The sequence below is a fragment of the Streptomyces sp. NPDC014733 genome (assembly GCF_043083385.1).
Classification (GTDB): Bacteria; Actinomycetota; Actinomycetes; order Streptomycetales; family Streptomycetaceae; genus Streptomyces.
This window is the reverse complement of the sequence record NZ_JBIBYO010000001.1, coordinates 1-15,747: the sequence shown is the minus strand read 5'-3', so window position 1 is coordinate 15,747 and position 15,747 is coordinate 1. Positions and strand designations below refer to the sequence as shown.

12 protein-coding genes and 1 pseudogene are annotated in these 15,747 nt (G+C 73.3%); 8 read left to right on the top strand and 5 right to left on the bottom strand.

All coding sequences use genetic code 11. From position 1 onward, the window contains the following. Window positions 1–20: 20 nt before the first annotated feature. From ACF1BH_RS00065 to cimA, 4 genes are all read left to right on the top strand, one after another. A complete protein-coding gene (locus tag ACF1BH_RS00065) occupies window positions 21–1,061 on the top strand; it encodes an agmatine/peptidylarginine deiminase (RefSeq protein WP_391640106.1) in 1,041 nt (346 codons plus the stop codon). Between the two features lie 83 nt (window positions 1,062–1,144). Next, on the top strand, window positions 1,145–1,756 hold the full coding sequence (locus ACF1BH_RS00060; RefSeq protein WP_391640105.1) for a TetR/AcrR family transcriptional regulator: 612 nt from the start codon (window positions 1,145–1,147) through the stop codon (window positions 1,754–1,756). A gap of 109 nt (window positions 1,757–1,865) precedes the next feature. Next, window positions 1,866–3,191, top strand: a complete 1,326-nt coding sequence (locus tag ACF1BH_RS00055; RefSeq protein ID WP_391640104.1) for an MFS transporter — start codon at window positions 1,866–1,868, stop codon at window positions 3,189–3,191. 501 nt (window positions 3,192–3,692) lie between these two features. Beyond that, window positions 3,693–5,348 (top strand): citramalate synthase, encoded by a 1,656-nt coding sequence (gene cimA, locus ACF1BH_RS00050; RefSeq protein ID WP_391640103.1) that lies wholly within the window; start codon window positions 3,693–3,695, stop codon window positions 5,346–5,348. Window positions 5,349–5,427: 79 nt separating this feature from the next. Here the strand turns inward: cimA and ACF1BH_RS00045 are convergent, their stop codons facing one another. Then, the gene (locus ACF1BH_RS00045; protein ID WP_391640102.1) at window positions 5,428–6,039 is read right to left on the bottom strand and encodes a YceI family protein; all 612 of its coding nucleotides are present in this window, start codon (window positions 6,037–6,039) and stop codon (window positions 5,428–5,430) included. Between the two features lie 337 nt (window positions 6,040–6,376). Here ACF1BH_RS00045 and ACF1BH_RS00040 point away from each other — a divergent pair, with 337 nt between their 5' ends. The 3 genes from ACF1BH_RS00040 (at window position 6,377) to ACF1BH_RS00030 (ending at window position 10,906) form a co-directional block, all read left to right on the top strand. Beyond that, a complete protein-coding gene (locus ACF1BH_RS00040; RefSeq protein WP_391640101.1) occupies window positions 6,377–8,809 on the top strand; it encodes a polysaccharide lyase 8 family protein in 2,433 nt (810 codons plus the stop codon). A gap of 207 nt (window positions 8,810–9,016) precedes the next feature. After that, window positions 9,017–10,600, top strand: coding sequence for an acyl-CoA carboxylase subunit beta (locus ACF1BH_RS00035; protein ID WP_391640100.1), 1,584 nt, complete (start codon window positions 9,017–9,019; stop codon window positions 10,598–10,600). Between the two features lie 102 nt (window positions 10,601–10,702). Further along, complete coding sequence (locus ACF1BH_RS00030; protein ID WP_391640099.1) at window positions 10,703–10,906, top strand: acyl-CoA carboxylase epsilon subunit; 204 nt, start codon at window positions 10,703–10,705, stop codon at window positions 10,904–10,906. A 70-nt stretch (window positions 10,907–10,976) separates the two neighbouring features. On the opposite strand, the gene ACF1BH_RS00025 is transcribed toward ACF1BH_RS00030, so the two are convergent. Next, complete coding sequence (locus ACF1BH_RS00025; RefSeq protein ID WP_391640098.1) at window positions 10,977–12,272, bottom strand: MFS transporter; 1,296 nt, start codon at window positions 12,270–12,272, stop codon at window positions 10,977–10,979. A gap of 267 nt (window positions 12,273–12,539) precedes the next feature. Between ACF1BH_RS00025 and ACF1BH_RS00020 the strand changes: the two genes are divergently transcribed. Further along, window positions 12,540–14,315, top strand: a complete 1,776-nt coding sequence (locus ACF1BH_RS00020) for a dihydroxyacetone kinase family protein (protein ID WP_391640097.1) — start codon at window positions 12,540–12,542, stop codon at window positions 14,313–14,315. 68 nt (window positions 14,316–14,383) lie between these two features. On the opposite strand, the gene ACF1BH_RS00015 is transcribed toward ACF1BH_RS00020, so the two are convergent. From ACF1BH_RS00015 to ACF1BH_RS00005, 3 genes and pseudogenes are all read right to left on the bottom strand, one after another. Continuing rightward, a complete protein-coding gene (locus ACF1BH_RS00015; protein ID WP_073447656.1) occupies window positions 14,384–14,962 on the bottom strand; it encodes an ATP/GTP-binding protein in 579 nt (192 codons plus the stop codon). Beyond that, the gene (locus ACF1BH_RS00010) at window positions 14,943–15,557 is read right to left on the bottom strand and encodes a DUF742 domain-containing protein (RefSeq protein WP_391640096.1); all 615 of its coding nucleotides are present in this window, start codon (window positions 15,555–15,557) and stop codon (window positions 14,943–14,945) included. The genes ACF1BH_RS00015 and ACF1BH_RS00010 overlap by 20 nt, the downstream gene beginning before the upstream one ends. Window positions 15,558–15,642: 85 nt before the next feature. Further along, window positions 15,643–15,747: pseudogene (locus ACF1BH_RS00005) on the bottom strand (roadblock/LC7 domain-containing protein); the annotation flags it as partial.

Below are 15,747 nucleotides of genomic sequence, written 5' to 3'. Positions count from 1 at the left end.
CGAACTGTGAGGAACCCCGTATGAACACCCCCGCCGCCGACGGCTTCCGTATGCCCCCCGAGTGGGCGCCGCACGACCGCACCTGGATGGCCTGGCCCGGCCCCAACGCCACCTTCGGCCCGGAGGGCGGCGGGACGCTGCGCGCCGCCCGCCACGCCTGGGCCGCGGTGGCCCGCGCGGTGCGCCGCTTCGAACCGGTCACCGTCGTCGCCGCGCCCGCCGCCGCCGAGGGCGCCCGCGCGCTGCTCGGCCCGGACATCGACGTCGTCGAGGCGGAGCTGGACGACGCCTGGATGCGCGACATCGGCCCCACCTTCCTCACCGACGGCGCCGGCACGCTCGGCGCCACCGACTGGATCTTCAACGGCTGGGGCGCCCAGGACTGGGCCCGCTGGGACCACGACGCCCGGATCGGCGCCCACGTCGCGGGGCTGGCCGGGGCCCGTACCTATGCGTCCGCGCTGGTCAACGAGGGCGGCGGCCTGCACGTCGACGGCGAGGGCACCGTGCTGCTCACCGAGACCGTGCAGCTCGACCCGGAACGCAACCCGGGCCGCACCAAGGAGGACGTCGAGGCGGAGATCCATGCCCACCTCGGCACCACCAAGGCCATCTGGCTGCCGCGCGGACTCACCGCCGACTACGGCCGGTTCGGCACCCGCGGCCATGTCGACATCGTCGCGGCCTTCGCCCGCCCCGGCACCGTCCTCGTCCACAGCCAGCCCGACCCGGCCCACCCCGACCACGCCGTCGGCAAGGAGATCGCCGAGGTGCTGCGCGCCGCCACCGACGCCCGGGGCCGGCGCCTTGAGGTCGTCGAGGTGCCCGCGCCGACCGTCATCGAGGCGGACGGCGCACTCGTCGACCACTCCTACCTCAACCACTACCTCTGCAACGACGGCGTGGTCCTCTGCGCCTTCGACGACCCCCGCGACGAGGAGGCCGCGGCGCTCTTCCGCCGCCTCTTCCCGGACCGCACCGTCACCCTCGTCGACGCCCGCACCCTCTTCGCGGCGGGCGGCGGCATCCACTGCATCACCCAGCAGCAGCCGCGCCCCTGACGCCCGCCTGGGACGGTGGACCGGCCGCCGTCCCCAGGCCGTAGGGTCCTTCTGTCACACCCCCGCCGACCCCGGAGGCCCCCGTGTCCGGACCCGACCGCCGCCCCCGGCGGCGGCTCAACCAGCCCCGCGAACAGGTACTCGCCGCCGCCATGGCGACCATCGCCGCCCGGGGCCTCGCGGGGCTGACGATGGCGGGCCTGGGCCGCGAGGTCGGCATGAGCAGCGGCCACATCCTGTACTACTTCGGCACCAAGGACGAGCTGCTGCTCCAGACCCTGGGGTGGAGCGAGGAGCAGCTCGGCGCCGACCGCCGCGCCGCCCTCGCCCGCCGCGTCCCGGTCCGCGAACGCCTCGACGCGCTCGTCGACCTCTACCTCCCCGACGGCCCCGGCGACCCGCGCTGGACGCTCTGGCTGGAGGTCTGGAACCGCACCCGCACCGCCGACGACGCGGCCCGCGAACGCCAACTCGACCTCGAACTCGCCTGGCACCGCGACCTCGTCGCCCTCCTCGTCGAGGGCGCCTCGGACGGCACCTTCCGCACCGCCGACGCCGAACGCCTCGCCACCCGTATCCGCGCCCTCCTCGACGGCTTCGCCACCCACCTCGTCGTCGGTCTCCCCGGCACGGACCTCGCCGCGGTCCGCGCGCAGGTGGCGGAATTCCTCGACGAGACGCTGACCCCGGCGTAGCGCACGCCCGGAAAGACCCCCGCCCGCGAACGCAACGCACGCAAGTACGCGGGATCGTTGCGGACGTTGCTCTTGCCGAGCGGGCGCCGGTCGGCGACCGTGATCGGCTATGGGGAGAGAACAGTGGAAGAAGATCTGGGTCGGCTCGGCCGGGAACATGGTCGAGTGGTTCGACTGGTTCGTGTACGCCAGCTTCGCGGTGTACTTCGCGGACGCGTTCTTCCCCAAGGGGAACGACACCGCCAACCTCATGAACACCATGGGGATCTTCGCGGTCGGCTTCTTCCTGCGCCCCGTCGGCGGCTGGCTGCTGGGCCGGGTCGGTGACCGCAAGGGCCGCAAGGCGGCGCTCACCCTCACCGTCACGCTGATGTCCGCCTCGGCGATCCTCATCGCCGTCGCGCCCACCTACGCCACGGCGGGGTACGGCGGCGTCGCCGTCCTGCTGATCGCCCGGATGCTCCAGGGCCTCTCCGTCGGCGGTGAGTACGCGGCCAGCGCCACCTACCTCACCGAGGCGTCCGCCCCCGACCGCCGCGGCTTCGCCTCCAGCTTCCAGTACGTGTCGATGACCGCGGGACAGCTCCTCGGCCTCGGCCTGCAGATCGTCCTCCAGCGGACCCTGTCCGACGAGGCGCTGCACAGCTGGGCCTGGCGGATCCCGTTCATCATCGGCGCGCTCGGCGCCGCCGTCGTCTTCTACCTGCGCCGCAACATGCTGGAGACCGACGTCTACGCCGGCGACGAGGACGCCGCCACCGACCCCGACCGCGGCACCCTCAAGGCGCTGCTGGCCCACAAGCGCGAGGCGTTCCTCGTCATCGCGCTGACCATGGGCGGCACCGTGGCGTACTACACGTACACGACGTACCTCACCAAGTACCTGTCGAACAGCGCCGGGATGGAGAAGTCCACCGCCTCGCTGGTGAGCTTCTGCGCGCTGTTCCTCTTCATGTGCCTGCAGCCGGTCGCCGGCCGGCTCTCCGACCGGATCGGCCGCCGGCCGCTGCTGATCACCTTCGCGATCGGTTCGACGTTCCTGACCGTGCCGATCATGACGCTGCTGCGGCACGCCGGTTCCTTCTGGCCCGCGCTCGGTCTCTCGCTGCTGGCGCTGGTCGTCGTCACCGGCTACACGTCGATCAACGCCTGTGTGAAGGCGGAGCTGTTCCCCACCGGCATCCGCGCCCTCGGCGTCGCCCTGCCGTACGCCATCGCCAACGCCCTCTTCGGCGGCACCGCCGAGTACGTCGCGCTCTGGTTCAAGAACGGCGGCATCGAGTCCGGCTACTACTGGTACGTCGCCGGGTGCGCCGCCGTCTCCCTCGTCGTCTACCTGACGATGCGCGAGACCCGCACCATCGACCTGCACCGCGTCGGCAAGGACGACGCGCCGGGCGCACCCGCCCCGGCCACCCGGCGGGCCACCGCCTGACCCGCCGGGCCGGACGCCAGCCGTCCGGCCCGCCCCGCACCACGGCGCCCGTACGGACCCTGACCGGCGGACGCCCTGCCACGACGCACCGGGCCGGTCCCCCCGAGCCGGCCCGGACCGTCGGCCGGCCGGCGGCGGCCCTCTCCCCGGGCCGCCGCCGGACCGCGGCACCCACGGTGGATCAGCCCCGCGCCCGGACCGGCGCCCGCATCGTGAGACCGGCTACCTCGCGCCGCCGGGGACGTGCCAGACTGCCCCTCGTGCTCTCGTTTGCCATGATTATGGGCAGCAGGCGCGCCGGTCCGCAGTGACCGCCCCGTACTTACCGCGTACGGCGCGGCCCTCGTCGTCCCAGACCCGCGCGCAGACCTCTCGCATCCGCGAGAGGTTTTTTCGTTTCCGGACCCACCCGGCACCGGAAGACGGAGCGCGAGGGAACATGGAGGGGCGGTGGAGCCGGTCATTCCGGTAGACCGAGATCCCGACAGGAGCCAGACCAGCATGACGGACGCACCCACAGTCCCGGCGTCGCCCGAGCCCCGCCCCGCGGGCGCGGTCCCCGACGACTTCCACGTCTTCGACACCACGCTGCGCGACGGCGCCCAGCGTGAGGGCATCAATCTCACCGTCGCCGACAAGCTCACCCTCGCCCGCCACCTGGACGACTACGGCGTCGGCTTCATCGAGGGCGGCTGGCCCGGCGCCAACCCCCGCGACACCGAGTTCTTCCAACGCGCCCGCGCCGAGATCGACTTCCGGCACGCGCAGCTCGTCGCGTTCGGCGCCACCCGCAGGGCCGGGGTCCGCGTCGAGGACGACCCGCAGGTCGCCGCCCTGCTGGAGTCCGGTGCGCCGGTCGTCACGCTCGTCGCCAAGTCCCATGTCGGGCACGTCGAGTTGGCGCTGCGCACCACGCCCGAGGAGAACCTCGCGATGGTCGCGGACACCGTCGCCCATCTGCGCGCCCAGGGCCGCCGGGTCTTCCTCGACTGCGAGCACTTCTTCGACGGCTACGCGCTGGACGCCGCCTACGCCAAGGACGTCGTGCGCACCGCGAGCGAGGCGGGCGCCGATGTGGTCGTCCTCTGCGACACCAACGGCGGCATGCTGCCCGCGCAGGTCGCCGCCGTCGTCCGGACCGTCCTCGCCGACACCGGCGCCCGGCTGGGCATCCACGCCCAGGACGACACCGGCTGCGCCGTCGCCAACACCCTCGCCGCGGTGGACGCCGGCGCCACCCACGTCCAGTGCACCGCCAACGGCTACGGCGAGCGGGTCGGCAACTCCAACCTCTTCCCGGTGGTCGCCGCGCTGGAGCTGAAGTACGGCCGCGCGGTGCTGCCGCCCGGCAAGCTCGCCGAGACCACCCGGATCTCGCACGCCATCGCCGAGGTCGTCAACCTCACGCCCGCCACCCACCAGCCGTACGTCGGCGTCTCGGCGTTCGCGCACAAGGCCGGGCTGCACGCCTCCGCGATCAAGGTCGACCCCGACCTCTACCAGCACATCGACCCGGCGCTGGTCGGCAACACCATGCGGATGCTCGTCTCCGACATGGCCGGCCGCGCCTCGATCGAGCTGAAGGGCAAGGAGCTGGGCATCGACCTCGGCGGCGACCGGGAGCTGGTCGGCCGGGTCGTCGAGCGGGTCAAGGAACGCGAGCTGGCGGGCTACACCTACGAAGCCGCCGACGCCTCCTTCGAGCTGCTGCTCCGCGACGAGCTGGCGCGGGGCGGCGAGCGGGGCCGGGCCGCGCGGTTCTTCCGTACCGAGTCCTGGCGGGCGATCGTCGAGGACCGCCCGGACGGCTCGCACGCCAACGAGGCGACGGTGAAGCTGTGGGCGAAGGGCGAGCGGATCGTCGCCACCGCCGAGGGCAACGGCCCGGTCAACGCCCTGGACCGGGCGCTCCGCGTCGGTCTGGAGCGGATCTACCCGCAGCTCGCCCGGATCGAGCTGGTCGACTACAAGGTCCGCATCCTGGAGGGCCGCCAGGGCACCGGTTCGATCACCCGGGTGCTGATCTCCTCCACCGACGGCAACGGCGAGTGGTCGACGGTCGGCGTCGCCGAGAACGTCATCGCCGCCTCCTGGCAGGCGCTCGACGACGCCTACGCGTACGGACTGCTGCGCGCCGGGGTGGAGCCGCAGGAGTAGCCGGTCCGGAAAGGGGTGCGGCCCCGCGACCGGTCCTCGGGGGAGGGGACCGGCGCGGGGCCGCGGCATGTGACGGCACTCAGGCGGCGTTCTTCACCGCGGAGATGTCGAAGGTGAGCTTGACCTTGTCGCTGACCATCACGCCACCGGCCTCCAGCGCGGCGTTCCAGGTCAGGCCCCACTCGGAGCGCAGGATCTCGGTGCTGCCCTCGAAGCCGACGCGCTCGGCGCCGTAGACGTCGGTGGCGGCGCCCTGGAGTTCCAGGTCGAGGGTGAGCGGACGGGTGACGTCCTTGATCGTGAAGTTGCCGGTGACGCGGAAGCGGTCGGCGGTGAGCTGCTCGACGGCGGTGGAGACGAAGGTCATCAGCGGGAACGCCTCGGCGTCGAAGAAGTCGCCGCCGCGCAGGTGGGCGTCGCGGTCGCCGATGCCGGTGTCGACGCTCTCGGTCCGGATCTCCAGCGCGGCGGTGGAGCGGCCCGGCTCGGAGCCGTCGAGGTGCAGCCGGCCCTCGTAGGCGCCGAAGGAGCCGCGGACGTTGGTGACCATGGCGTGGCGCACCGCGAAACCGATGGTGCTGTGGGCCGGGTCGATCGTGTAGTCGCCGGTCAGCGCGGCGAGGGCGGGGTCCGCCGCGACGAGGGCGGGGGCGGCGGGGGCTTCGGCGCGCTTGCGGGCGAACAGAGCCATGGCTCCTCCTCGGAAGAAGTTGTTTAACGTTCAACGAGAATGACTGTAGCGAGGTCTCGTTCAATTTTCAACTTCCTCGGAGGGTGAGGGCCCGGACGGGGCCGCGGCGCGGGTCCGCCGGTGCGGGTCCGCCGGTGCGGGGGAGGGGCGCGCGGCGCCTCTCCCGTCCCGCCCGCCCGGCCCGTTCCCACCCCTCCCGCGGAGCCCTTGTTCCGTCGTGCGCCCCGTGCTACACCGGCGCTCCGTCCGCCAAGTGCGCCGTCCCGCAGGCCGGTTGGCCGGTCCGGTCCCGCCGTGGGCGGCCGCGGCCGCCGTGCCGTCACCGAGAGGAACGACCGTGCCGTACCCCTCCGCCTGGTCCCGCCGCGCCTTCCTCACCGCCACCGCCGCGGGCGCCGCCGCCCTCGGCGCCGCCACCCCCGCCGCATCCGCCGCGCCGGCCCGAAGATCCGCGGCCGCCGACGACGTCTTCGCCGCACTGCGCCACCGCTGGGCGGAGCTCATCCTCGGCACCGGCTTCGACCCGGCCGCCGAGCCGTACGCCCGCGCGCTGCGCGAGACCGGGGAACTGGCCGGAGAGTTCGCCGCCACCATGCGGCCCGCCGCCGCCTCGCTCTGGCCCGACCAGCCCTTCGACCCGCCGGCCGGCATCACCCGCAGCTACACCCGGCTGCGCACCATGGCCGAGGCGTACGCCCAGCCCGGCACCGGACGCACCGGCGACACCGCCCTCGCCGACACTGTCCTGACCGGTCTCGACCACCTCGAAGCCGCCGTCTACCACGCCGGGGCCGACCGCTACGGCAACTGGTGGGAGTGGCAGATCGGCAGCCCCCAGCAGCTCCTCGACACCCTCGCCGTCCTCGACACCTGTCTGCCCGGCGGCCCGCTCCCCGACGACGCACGCGCCCGCCACCTCGCCGCCGTCGACCACTTCGTCCCCGACGCGATGCTCGGCGCGTACACCGGCACCAGCACCGGCGCCAACCGCGTCGACCTCTGCCGCGTCGTCGCGCTGAGCGGCATCCTCGGCCGGAACCCCGCCAGGATCGCCCTCGCCCGCGACGCCCTCTCCCCGGTCTTCCCCTACGTCACCCACGGCGACGGCCTCTACGCCGACGGCTCCTTCGTCCAGCACACCGCCGTCGCCTACTCCGGCACCTACGGCTACGTCCTCCTCGACGGCATCGGCAGACTCCTCGCCCTGCTCGGCGGTACCGCATGGGCCGTCACCGACCCGGCCCGCCACACCGTCCTCGACAGCGTCACCCACGCCTACGCGCCGCTGCTCCACGACGGGCTGATGATGGACATGGTCAGCGGACGGGCCGTCAGCCGTGGCGCGCTGCTCACCGACGACCGCCGCGTCCCGCGCAGCGACCACTACCACGGTCACGCCCTCCTCGCCGCGATCACGCTGCTCGCCGAGAGCGCGGACGAGGCCGACCGCCACCGCTGGCACGCCCTCGTCAAGGGCCACCTCGTCCGCGACCGGGTGCTGCCGGTCCGCACCGACCGCCAGTACACCGTCGCCGACCTCGCCCGCCTCACCGCCGTGGCCGACGGCCCCGCCGCGCCCGCCCCGGAGCCCGCCGGCCACCGCCTCTTCCCCGCCATGGACCGCGCCGTCCACCGCCGCCCCGGCTGGACCGCCGGGCTCGCCATGGCCTCCGACCGCATCGCCCACTACGAGAACGGCAACGGCGAGAACCCGCACGGCTGGCACACCGGCGCCGGCATGCTCTCCTGGTGGGCGGGCGAGACCGGCGGCGCGCAGTACACCGACGCCTTCTGGCCCACCGTCGACCCCTACCGCCTGCCCGGCACCACCGTCTCCACCAGGCGCCTCGCCGACAACGAGGGCGGCGCCTTCGGCGCGCCCCGCCCCGACGTCCGCTGGGTCGGCGGCGCCACCGACGGCAGCTACGCCGCCGTCGGCCAGCATCTGCGCGGCCTCGGCTCGACGCTCGCCGCCCGCAAGTCGTGGTTCTTCCTCGACGACACGGTCGTCTGCCTCGGCGCCGGGATCACCGCCGAGGACGGAGTGCCGGTCGAGACGGTCGTCGACAACCGCGCCCTCGGCGCCGCCGGACGCGCCACCCTCACCGTCGACGGCCGCCCGCAACCCGACGCCCCGGGCGCCGTCCGCATCTTCCCGGCCGCCCGCTGGGCCCACCTCGCCGGACACGGCGGGTACGTCTTCCCCGGCGGATTCCCGGGCGGCGCCGCGCTGCACACCCTCCGCGAGGACCGCACCGGCTCCTGGCACGACATCAACACCGGCTCCGACGCCACCCCGCTCACCCGCCGCTACCTCACCCTCTGGCACGACCACGGCACCGACCCGGACGGCGCCCGGTACCTGTACCTGCTGATGCCCGGCGCCCCGCCCCGCGCCGTCGCCGCCCGCGCCGCCGACCCCCGGTGGCTCACCGTCCTCGCCCACACCGCCGAGCAGCAGGCCGTCGCCGTCACCGCGCTCGGCCTGACCGCCGCGAACTTCTTCCGCCCCGGTACCGCGGGACCGCTCACCGCCGACGGCCCGGTGAGCCTCCTCGTCCGCCGCACCGGGCCGCGCACCGCCACCCTGCACGCCGCCGCGCCCGAGCGGACGGGCGAGCCGCTGGAGATCGTCTGGCACCGGCCGGTCGCCGGCGTACCGCACCACGACCCCGGCATCACGGTCCTCGCCACCGGCCGCGCCTTGCGCCTGCGGCTCACCCCGGGGACCGCCTGCGCCACCCACGCCGCCGCCCTCACACTGCGCTGACCGGCGCGGACGCCGCCCGACGAGACGCCGCGCGCCCGCCCCGGTTTTGTCGGCCCCATACAGCACACGGGTCGCACCCCACCCGAACGGAGCAGCGCGGCGACCTCACGTACAGGAGGCTTCTGTACTGCTTGCCCACCAAATCGCATCCGACGTTGTACGAAACTGACATCGGCGCCCGGGCCCTCGCCCACGTACCGTCGATGCATGACCACTGTCGAAGAGGTGCCCGCGGGCGCGACCGACGCCCGTGGGCGCGTCGCCGAGTTGCACGCGATCCGCGAGCAGGCGTACCGAGGCCCCAGCGAGCGGGCGACCGAAGCTCAGCGCGCGAAGGGCAAGCTGACCGCCCGCGAGCGGATCGAGCTGCTGCTCGACGAGGGTTCGTTCAACGAGGTGGAGCCGCTGCGCCGGCACCGGGCGACCGGCTTCGGCCTGGAGGCGAAGAAGCCCTACACCGACGGTGTGATCACGGGCTGGGGCACGGTCCACGGCCGGACGGTCTTCGTCTACGCGCACGACTTCCGGATCTTCGGCGGTGCCCTCGGCGAGGCGCACGCCACCAAGATCCACAAGATCATGGACATGGCGATCCAGGCGGGCGCCCCGCTGGTCTCGCTGAACGACGGCGCCGGCGCCCGTATCCAGGAGGGCGTCTCCGCGCTCGCCGGCTACGGCGGCATCTTCCAGCGCAACACCAAGGCGTCCGGTGTCATCCCGCAGATCTCCGTGATGCTCGGCCCCTGCGCGGGCGGCGCGGCGTACAGCCCCGCCCTGACGGACTTCGTCTTCATGGTCCGCGAGACCTCCCAGATGTTCATCACCGGCCCGGACGTGGTCCGCGCGGTGACCGGCGAGGAGATCACCCAGAACGGTCTGGGCGGCGCCGACGTCCACGCCGAGACCTCCGGCGTGGCGCACTTCGCCTACGACGACGAGACCACCTGCCTCGAAGAGGTCCGCTACCTCCTCTCGCTGCTCCCGGCCAACAACCGCGAGAACCCGCCGGTCGTCGAGTGCGAGGACCCCGCGGACCGCAGCGGCGACGCCCTGCTCGACCTGGTCCCCGCGGACGGCAACCGCCCGTACGACATGCACAAGGTCATCGAGGAGATCGTCGACGACGGCGAGTACCTGGAGGTCCACGAGCGCTGGGCGACCAACATCATCTGCGCGCTGGCGCGGCTCGACGGCCGGGTGGTCGGCCTCATCGCCAACCAGCCGCAGTCGCTCGCCGGCGTCCTCGACATCGAGGCGTCCGAGAAGGCCGCCCGCTTCGTCCAGATGTGTGACGCCTTCAACATCCCGATCGTCACCCTGCTCGACGTCCCCGGCTTCCTGCCCGGCGTCGACCAGGAGCACGGCGGCATCATCCGGCACGGCGCCAAGCTGCTCTACGCCTACTGCAACGCCACCGTGCCGCGCATCTCGATCGTGCTGCGCAAGGCGTACGGCGGCGCGTACATCGTCATGGACTCGCAGTCCATCGGCGCGGACCTCACCTACGCCTGGCCGACCAACGAGATCGCGGTCATGGGCGCCGAGGGCGCGGCGGGGGTCATCTTCCGCCGGCAGATCGCCGACGCCGAGGACCCCGAGGCGATGCGCGCCCGCATGGTCAAGGAGTACAAGTCCGAGCTGATGCATCCCTACTACGCCGCCGAGCGCGGTCTGGTGGACGACGTCATCGACCCGGCGGAGACCCGTCACACGCTCATCCGCTCGCTGGAGATGCTCCGCACCAAGCACGCGGACCTGCCCGCCCGCAAGCACGGCAACCCGCCGCAGTAGCCGCGGCGCCGGCCCGCCCGGCGACGCAGGCGAGCACCGCGGCACCGACGGCACCGAGAAGACGACGAAGACGACGAAGACGAAGACGACGGAGACGAACGCATGAATTCCGCAGCACCCGCCGACCCCATCCGCGTGGAGAAGGGCGAGGCCAGCGAGGAGGAGCTGGCGGCCCTGACCGCCGTGCTCCTGGCCCGCGCCGCCCACCGGCCCGCCGCCCCGGCCCGCCCCCGCGCCACCGCCGCGCGCTGGCGCCGCCTGGAGCGCCAGCACGGCTTCCACGGCGCGACCAGCTGGCAGCGCTGACCCCTCGCCGGACACGCCCCGGGCCCCGCACCAGTGCATGGTGCGGGGCCCGGGGCGTTCGCGTGCAAGGTCAGGCGCGGACCGGGTCCGGCGCGGCGTCCGGCCCGTCCGGCACCTGCTCCGCCGCGGCCCGTTCCTCCTCCGGCGTCTTCAGATACAGCGTCAGCAGCGCCGAGACGACGTACAGCGCGGCGAAGATGATGACGACGCCGGACGGGCCCAGCGGCCCCAGGAAGAGGCTGACGATCGCCGGACCGACGAACGCGGCGCCGCCCGCACCCAGGTTGAGCAGCGCCATCGCGCCGCCCTTGTTGTCGGGGGCGAGCGCCGGGATCAGCGCCGAGATGGAGACGAACCCGGCGAGCGTCACGCCGTAGAGCATCCCGACGACGATCGCCACCCAGTAGTGGCTGCCGACCGCCTTCGGGACGAAGTACAGCGCCAGCGTGGTGATCGCGCAGCCGATGCCGCCGAACGACGCGATCGTGCGCCGCCAGCCGATCCTGTCGCCGATCACGCCGAAGAGGAGGTTGCAGAAGACGTTGGTGCCGTAGATGACGGCGAGCAGCGTCAGCCAGCGGCCCTCGCCGAAGTGCAGCTCCTTGGCGAAGAACGTCGGCAGGAACACCAGGAAGCCGAACTCCGGCGCGGTGTTGATGATGCGCACCACACAGCCGACGGCGACCTTCGGATGGGTCCAGGCGATGGAGAGGCTGGAGAGCAGCGACTGCACCGGACGCACCTCCGGCGGCGCCAGCCGCGCGAAACCGGTGCGCTCGCGCACGCCCAGCAGACAGCACGCCCCGCCGACCGCGATGATCGCCAGCGCCACCCACAACGTGCCCAGGTGGCCGAAGAGCGGGTTGGTGACGCCCGCGACGAGGGAACCGAGCGTCGGCAGACCGCCGGTGAAGGCGACGTAGAACCAGCCGACGGCGGTGCCCATCCGCGCCTTCGGGGCGGTCGCGGTGATCCAGACCAGGAATCCGAAGGCGAAGAGCGGGTACCCGAAGCCGCGCAGACCGTAGAAGACCAGCATCAGCGGGTAGTTCTGCGGGCCGATGGCGAGGGTGAGGAAGAGCACGTCGAAGACGATCCACACCACGAGCCCCAGCTGCATCACCCGGCGCGGCCCCCACAGGTCCGACAGCGCCCCGGAGAGCCAGGAGGCGAGCATGACGGTCACGCCGTACGCGGTGATCACATAGGAGGCGTGCACCTCGCTCCCGGCGCCGTGGTCGGCCATGAACGGCGCGATGAAACCGGACTCGACGCCGTCGCCCACCATGAACAGCAGGACGCCGAGGTAGCCGAAGACCAGCGGCCGCGGGATGCCGATCCGGTCGAACAGGGTGGGTGGTGCCATGTCACGCCTCCGTGGGGCGGGTGCCGCCGCAGGACGGCGGACGGCGGGTCGGGACAGGGGAGCCGGGTCTCCGGGCTCGGGCGCCGCCGGTCGGCGGGCGCGGTGCGAGCATCATCAATCCTGAGATCTTCACATGCAAGGTGTGATGCGAGGGATTTTGATCGGCTGTTCTCCCAGGTGGCCCCGTGATTTCCGGGGCAAGGGGTGACGAGATCTGTGATGTAGGTGTTAAATCAAACAGGGACGAAACAAAGGAGTGTGCCCCTGATGACCACCACCCCCGTCGGCCCCGGACACCACGCCGAGACCTTCCGCGAGGACTGGCTTGAAGGGTTGGCCGACGCCTACGCACGCACCGTCCGCCGCGTCCCGGGCGCCTTCGGCGTCGTCGGGCGGCACGCGCCCCGCCCCGGCAAGGTGGCCGTCGTCATCGGAGGCGGCTCCGGCCACTACCCGGCCTTCGCCGGACTCGTCGGCCCCGGACTCGCCGACGCCGCCGCCATCGGTGACGTCTTCGCCAGCCCCAGCGCCGAACAGGTCTACCGCACCGCCCGCGCGGCCGACGGCGGCGCCGGCGTCCTGATGACCTACGGCAACTACGCGGGCGACGTCATGCACTTCGGCCTCGCCGCCCGCCGCCTCGCCGCCGAGGGCACCGACGTCCGCACCGTCCTCGTCACCGACGACGTCGCCAGCGGCCCGCCGCCGGTCGACGGGCAGGAGATCGACCCGTCCCGCGACCGCCGCGGCGTCGCCGGCGACTTCTTCGTCTTCAAGATCGCCGGGGCGGCGGCCGACCGCGGCGACGACCTCGACACCGTCGCCCGTCTCGCCGCCCACGCCAACGCCATGACCCGCACCTTCGGCGCCGCCTTCGCCGGATGCACCCTGCCCGGCGCCGCCGCGCCGCTCTTCACCGTCGAACCCGGCACCACCGAACTCGGCATGGGCATCCACGGCGAGCCCGGACTGCGCTCCACCGGCGGCCTGACCGCCACCGAACTCGCCGACGCGCTCGTCGACCCGCTCCTCGCCGAACTGCCCCCCGCCGCCACCGGCCGCGTCGCCGTCCTCCTCAACGGCCTCGGCCGCACCAAGTACGAGGAGATGTTCGTCGTCTACCGCCACGTCAACCGCCGGCTGCGGGCCGCCGGACTCCGGCCGTACCGCCCCGAGGTGGGGGAGTTCGTCACCTCCTTCGACATGGCCGGCGTCTCCCTCTCCCTGATGGCCCTCGACGACGAACTCACCGCCCTCTACGACGCCCCCTGCGACACCCCCGCCTTCCGCGCCCTGCCCGGCGGCCACACCCCCACCGCCGACGACCGCACGGCGGACGAGGAAGCCACGGACACCGCCCGGATCCCGGCCGCCCGGACCGCACCCGCGCACCCGGACGACGCCGCCGACCTGCCCGCCACCGCCGCCCTCCGGGCCGCCCTCGGCGCCGTCGCCGCCCACGAGGACGAACTCGGCCGCCTCGACGCCGTCGCCGGGGACGGCGACCACGGCATCGGCATCGTCCGCGGACTGCGCGCCGCCGTCGCCGCCGCCCGCGCCACCGAGACCGGCCCCGCCACGCCCCGCACCGCCGGCGCCGCCCTGCTCGCCGCCGGACTCGCCCTCGCCGACGCCTCCGGCGGAGCGTCGGGCGCGCTCTACGGCGCGCTCCTCGCCGAGACCGGCGCCGTCCTCACCAAGGCACCCGACGGCCCCTGCACCACCGCGCTGTTCGCCGACGCCGCCGACGCCGCCCACCACGCCGTCGCCGCACTCGGCGGCGCCCGCGTCGGCGAGAAGACCCTGCTGGACGCCCTCGAACCGTTCCGCCGGACCCTGCGCGCCCACACCGCCGACGGCCCCGCCAAGGCCTGGTGCGTCGCCGCCGAGGCCGCCACCCGCGCCGCCGCGGCGACCGCCGGCCTCGTCCCGGCCCGCGGCCGCGCCGCCCGCATGGGCGACCTCGGCCGCGGCCACCCCGACGCCGGCGCCACCTCCCTCGCGCTGCTGCTCACCGCCGTCGGCACCACCCTCACCGACTGAGCCGCACATGCCGAAGGCCCCCGTACACCAAGCGGTGCGGGGGCCTTCGGCGTGGTGCGTGCGCGGCGTCAGCGCAGGCGGGCCATGAGCGCGTGCTCCACGAGCGTGATGAGTGCGCTCTTCGCCTCGCTGCGGTGGCGGGCGTCGGTCGTGATGATCGGGGCGTCCGGCCCGATCTGCAGCGCCTCGCGGACCTCGTCCGGCGTGTACGGCTGGTGGCCGTCGAAGCCGTTGAGGGCGATGACGAAGGGGAGTCCGCTGTTTTCGAAGTAGTCGACGGCGGGGAAGCAGTCGGCGAGGCGGCGGGTGTCGACGAGGACGACGGCGCCGATGGCGCCGCGTACCAGGTCGTCCCACATGAACCAGAAGCGGTCCTGGCCCGGCGTACCGAAGAGGTACAGGATCAGGTCCTGGTCCAGGGTGATGCGGCCGAAGTCCATCGCCACGGTCGTCGTCGTCTTGTCCGGCGCGTGCGTGAGATCGTCGATCCCCGCAGACGCTGAGGTCATGACGGCTTCGGTGCGCAGCGGGTTGATCTCTGAGACGGCCCCGACGAACGTGGTCTTACCCACGCCGAAGCCGCCCGCCACCACGATTTTCGCGGAGGTGGTGGAGCGGGCTGCACCGCTAGAGCTTGCGAAGTCCACTGAGCACCCTTTCGAGCAGTGTCACATCTGGCTGTCCGCCGGCGGTCTCGTCCCCGCCGGGCTGATGGATGGCGACGAGTCCGGCCTCCGCCAGGTCGGCGACGAGGATCCGGGCGACGCCGAGGGGGATGGAGAGAAGCGCGGAGATCTCGGCAACTGATTTGATCTCGCGGCACAGGTGGCAGATGCGTTGGTGCTCCGGCAGCTGTCCCTGCAGCTGGGCCGGGTCGGCCGTGGTGCTGACCAGCGCCTCGATGGCGAGCTGGTAGCGCGGCCGGGTCCGGCCCCCGGTCATGGCGTACGGGCGCACCAACGGATTGTGCGCGCCGCCCGCGGGCGCCTGGGGCGCCGGGGGCTGCGGCCGCACCGGCTGAACACCGGGCGTCCGAGGGGGCTCGTACACCGACGGCTCGTACGGCTGGGGGTCGTACGGGCGGGGTGGGGACTGCGGGGGCTGCTGCTGCCGCGGCGGCTGGGACCGCTGCGGCCGGCGGCTCGGCGCGGACGGGAAGTTGAAGCGGTTGTGAGGGGTCTCGCCCTGCGACCCGGACTGCTGTCCGGGACCGTACGGGTACCCGTCAGGGGGCGTTGCCACGTCTCCTCCTCCAACTTGCCTGTCTGACGCCGGTCGCGCCCTCGCACCCTAATGGGCCGAAGGCGGGAAACGCACTGCTTGTCTGCTAGTTCAGAAGGCTGCCCTGGAGTTCGGCGCGTAGGTCGGGGGTGAGGACGTTGCCTGCGCGGTCGACCAGGAGGGCCATTTCGTAGCCGACGAGGCCGATGTC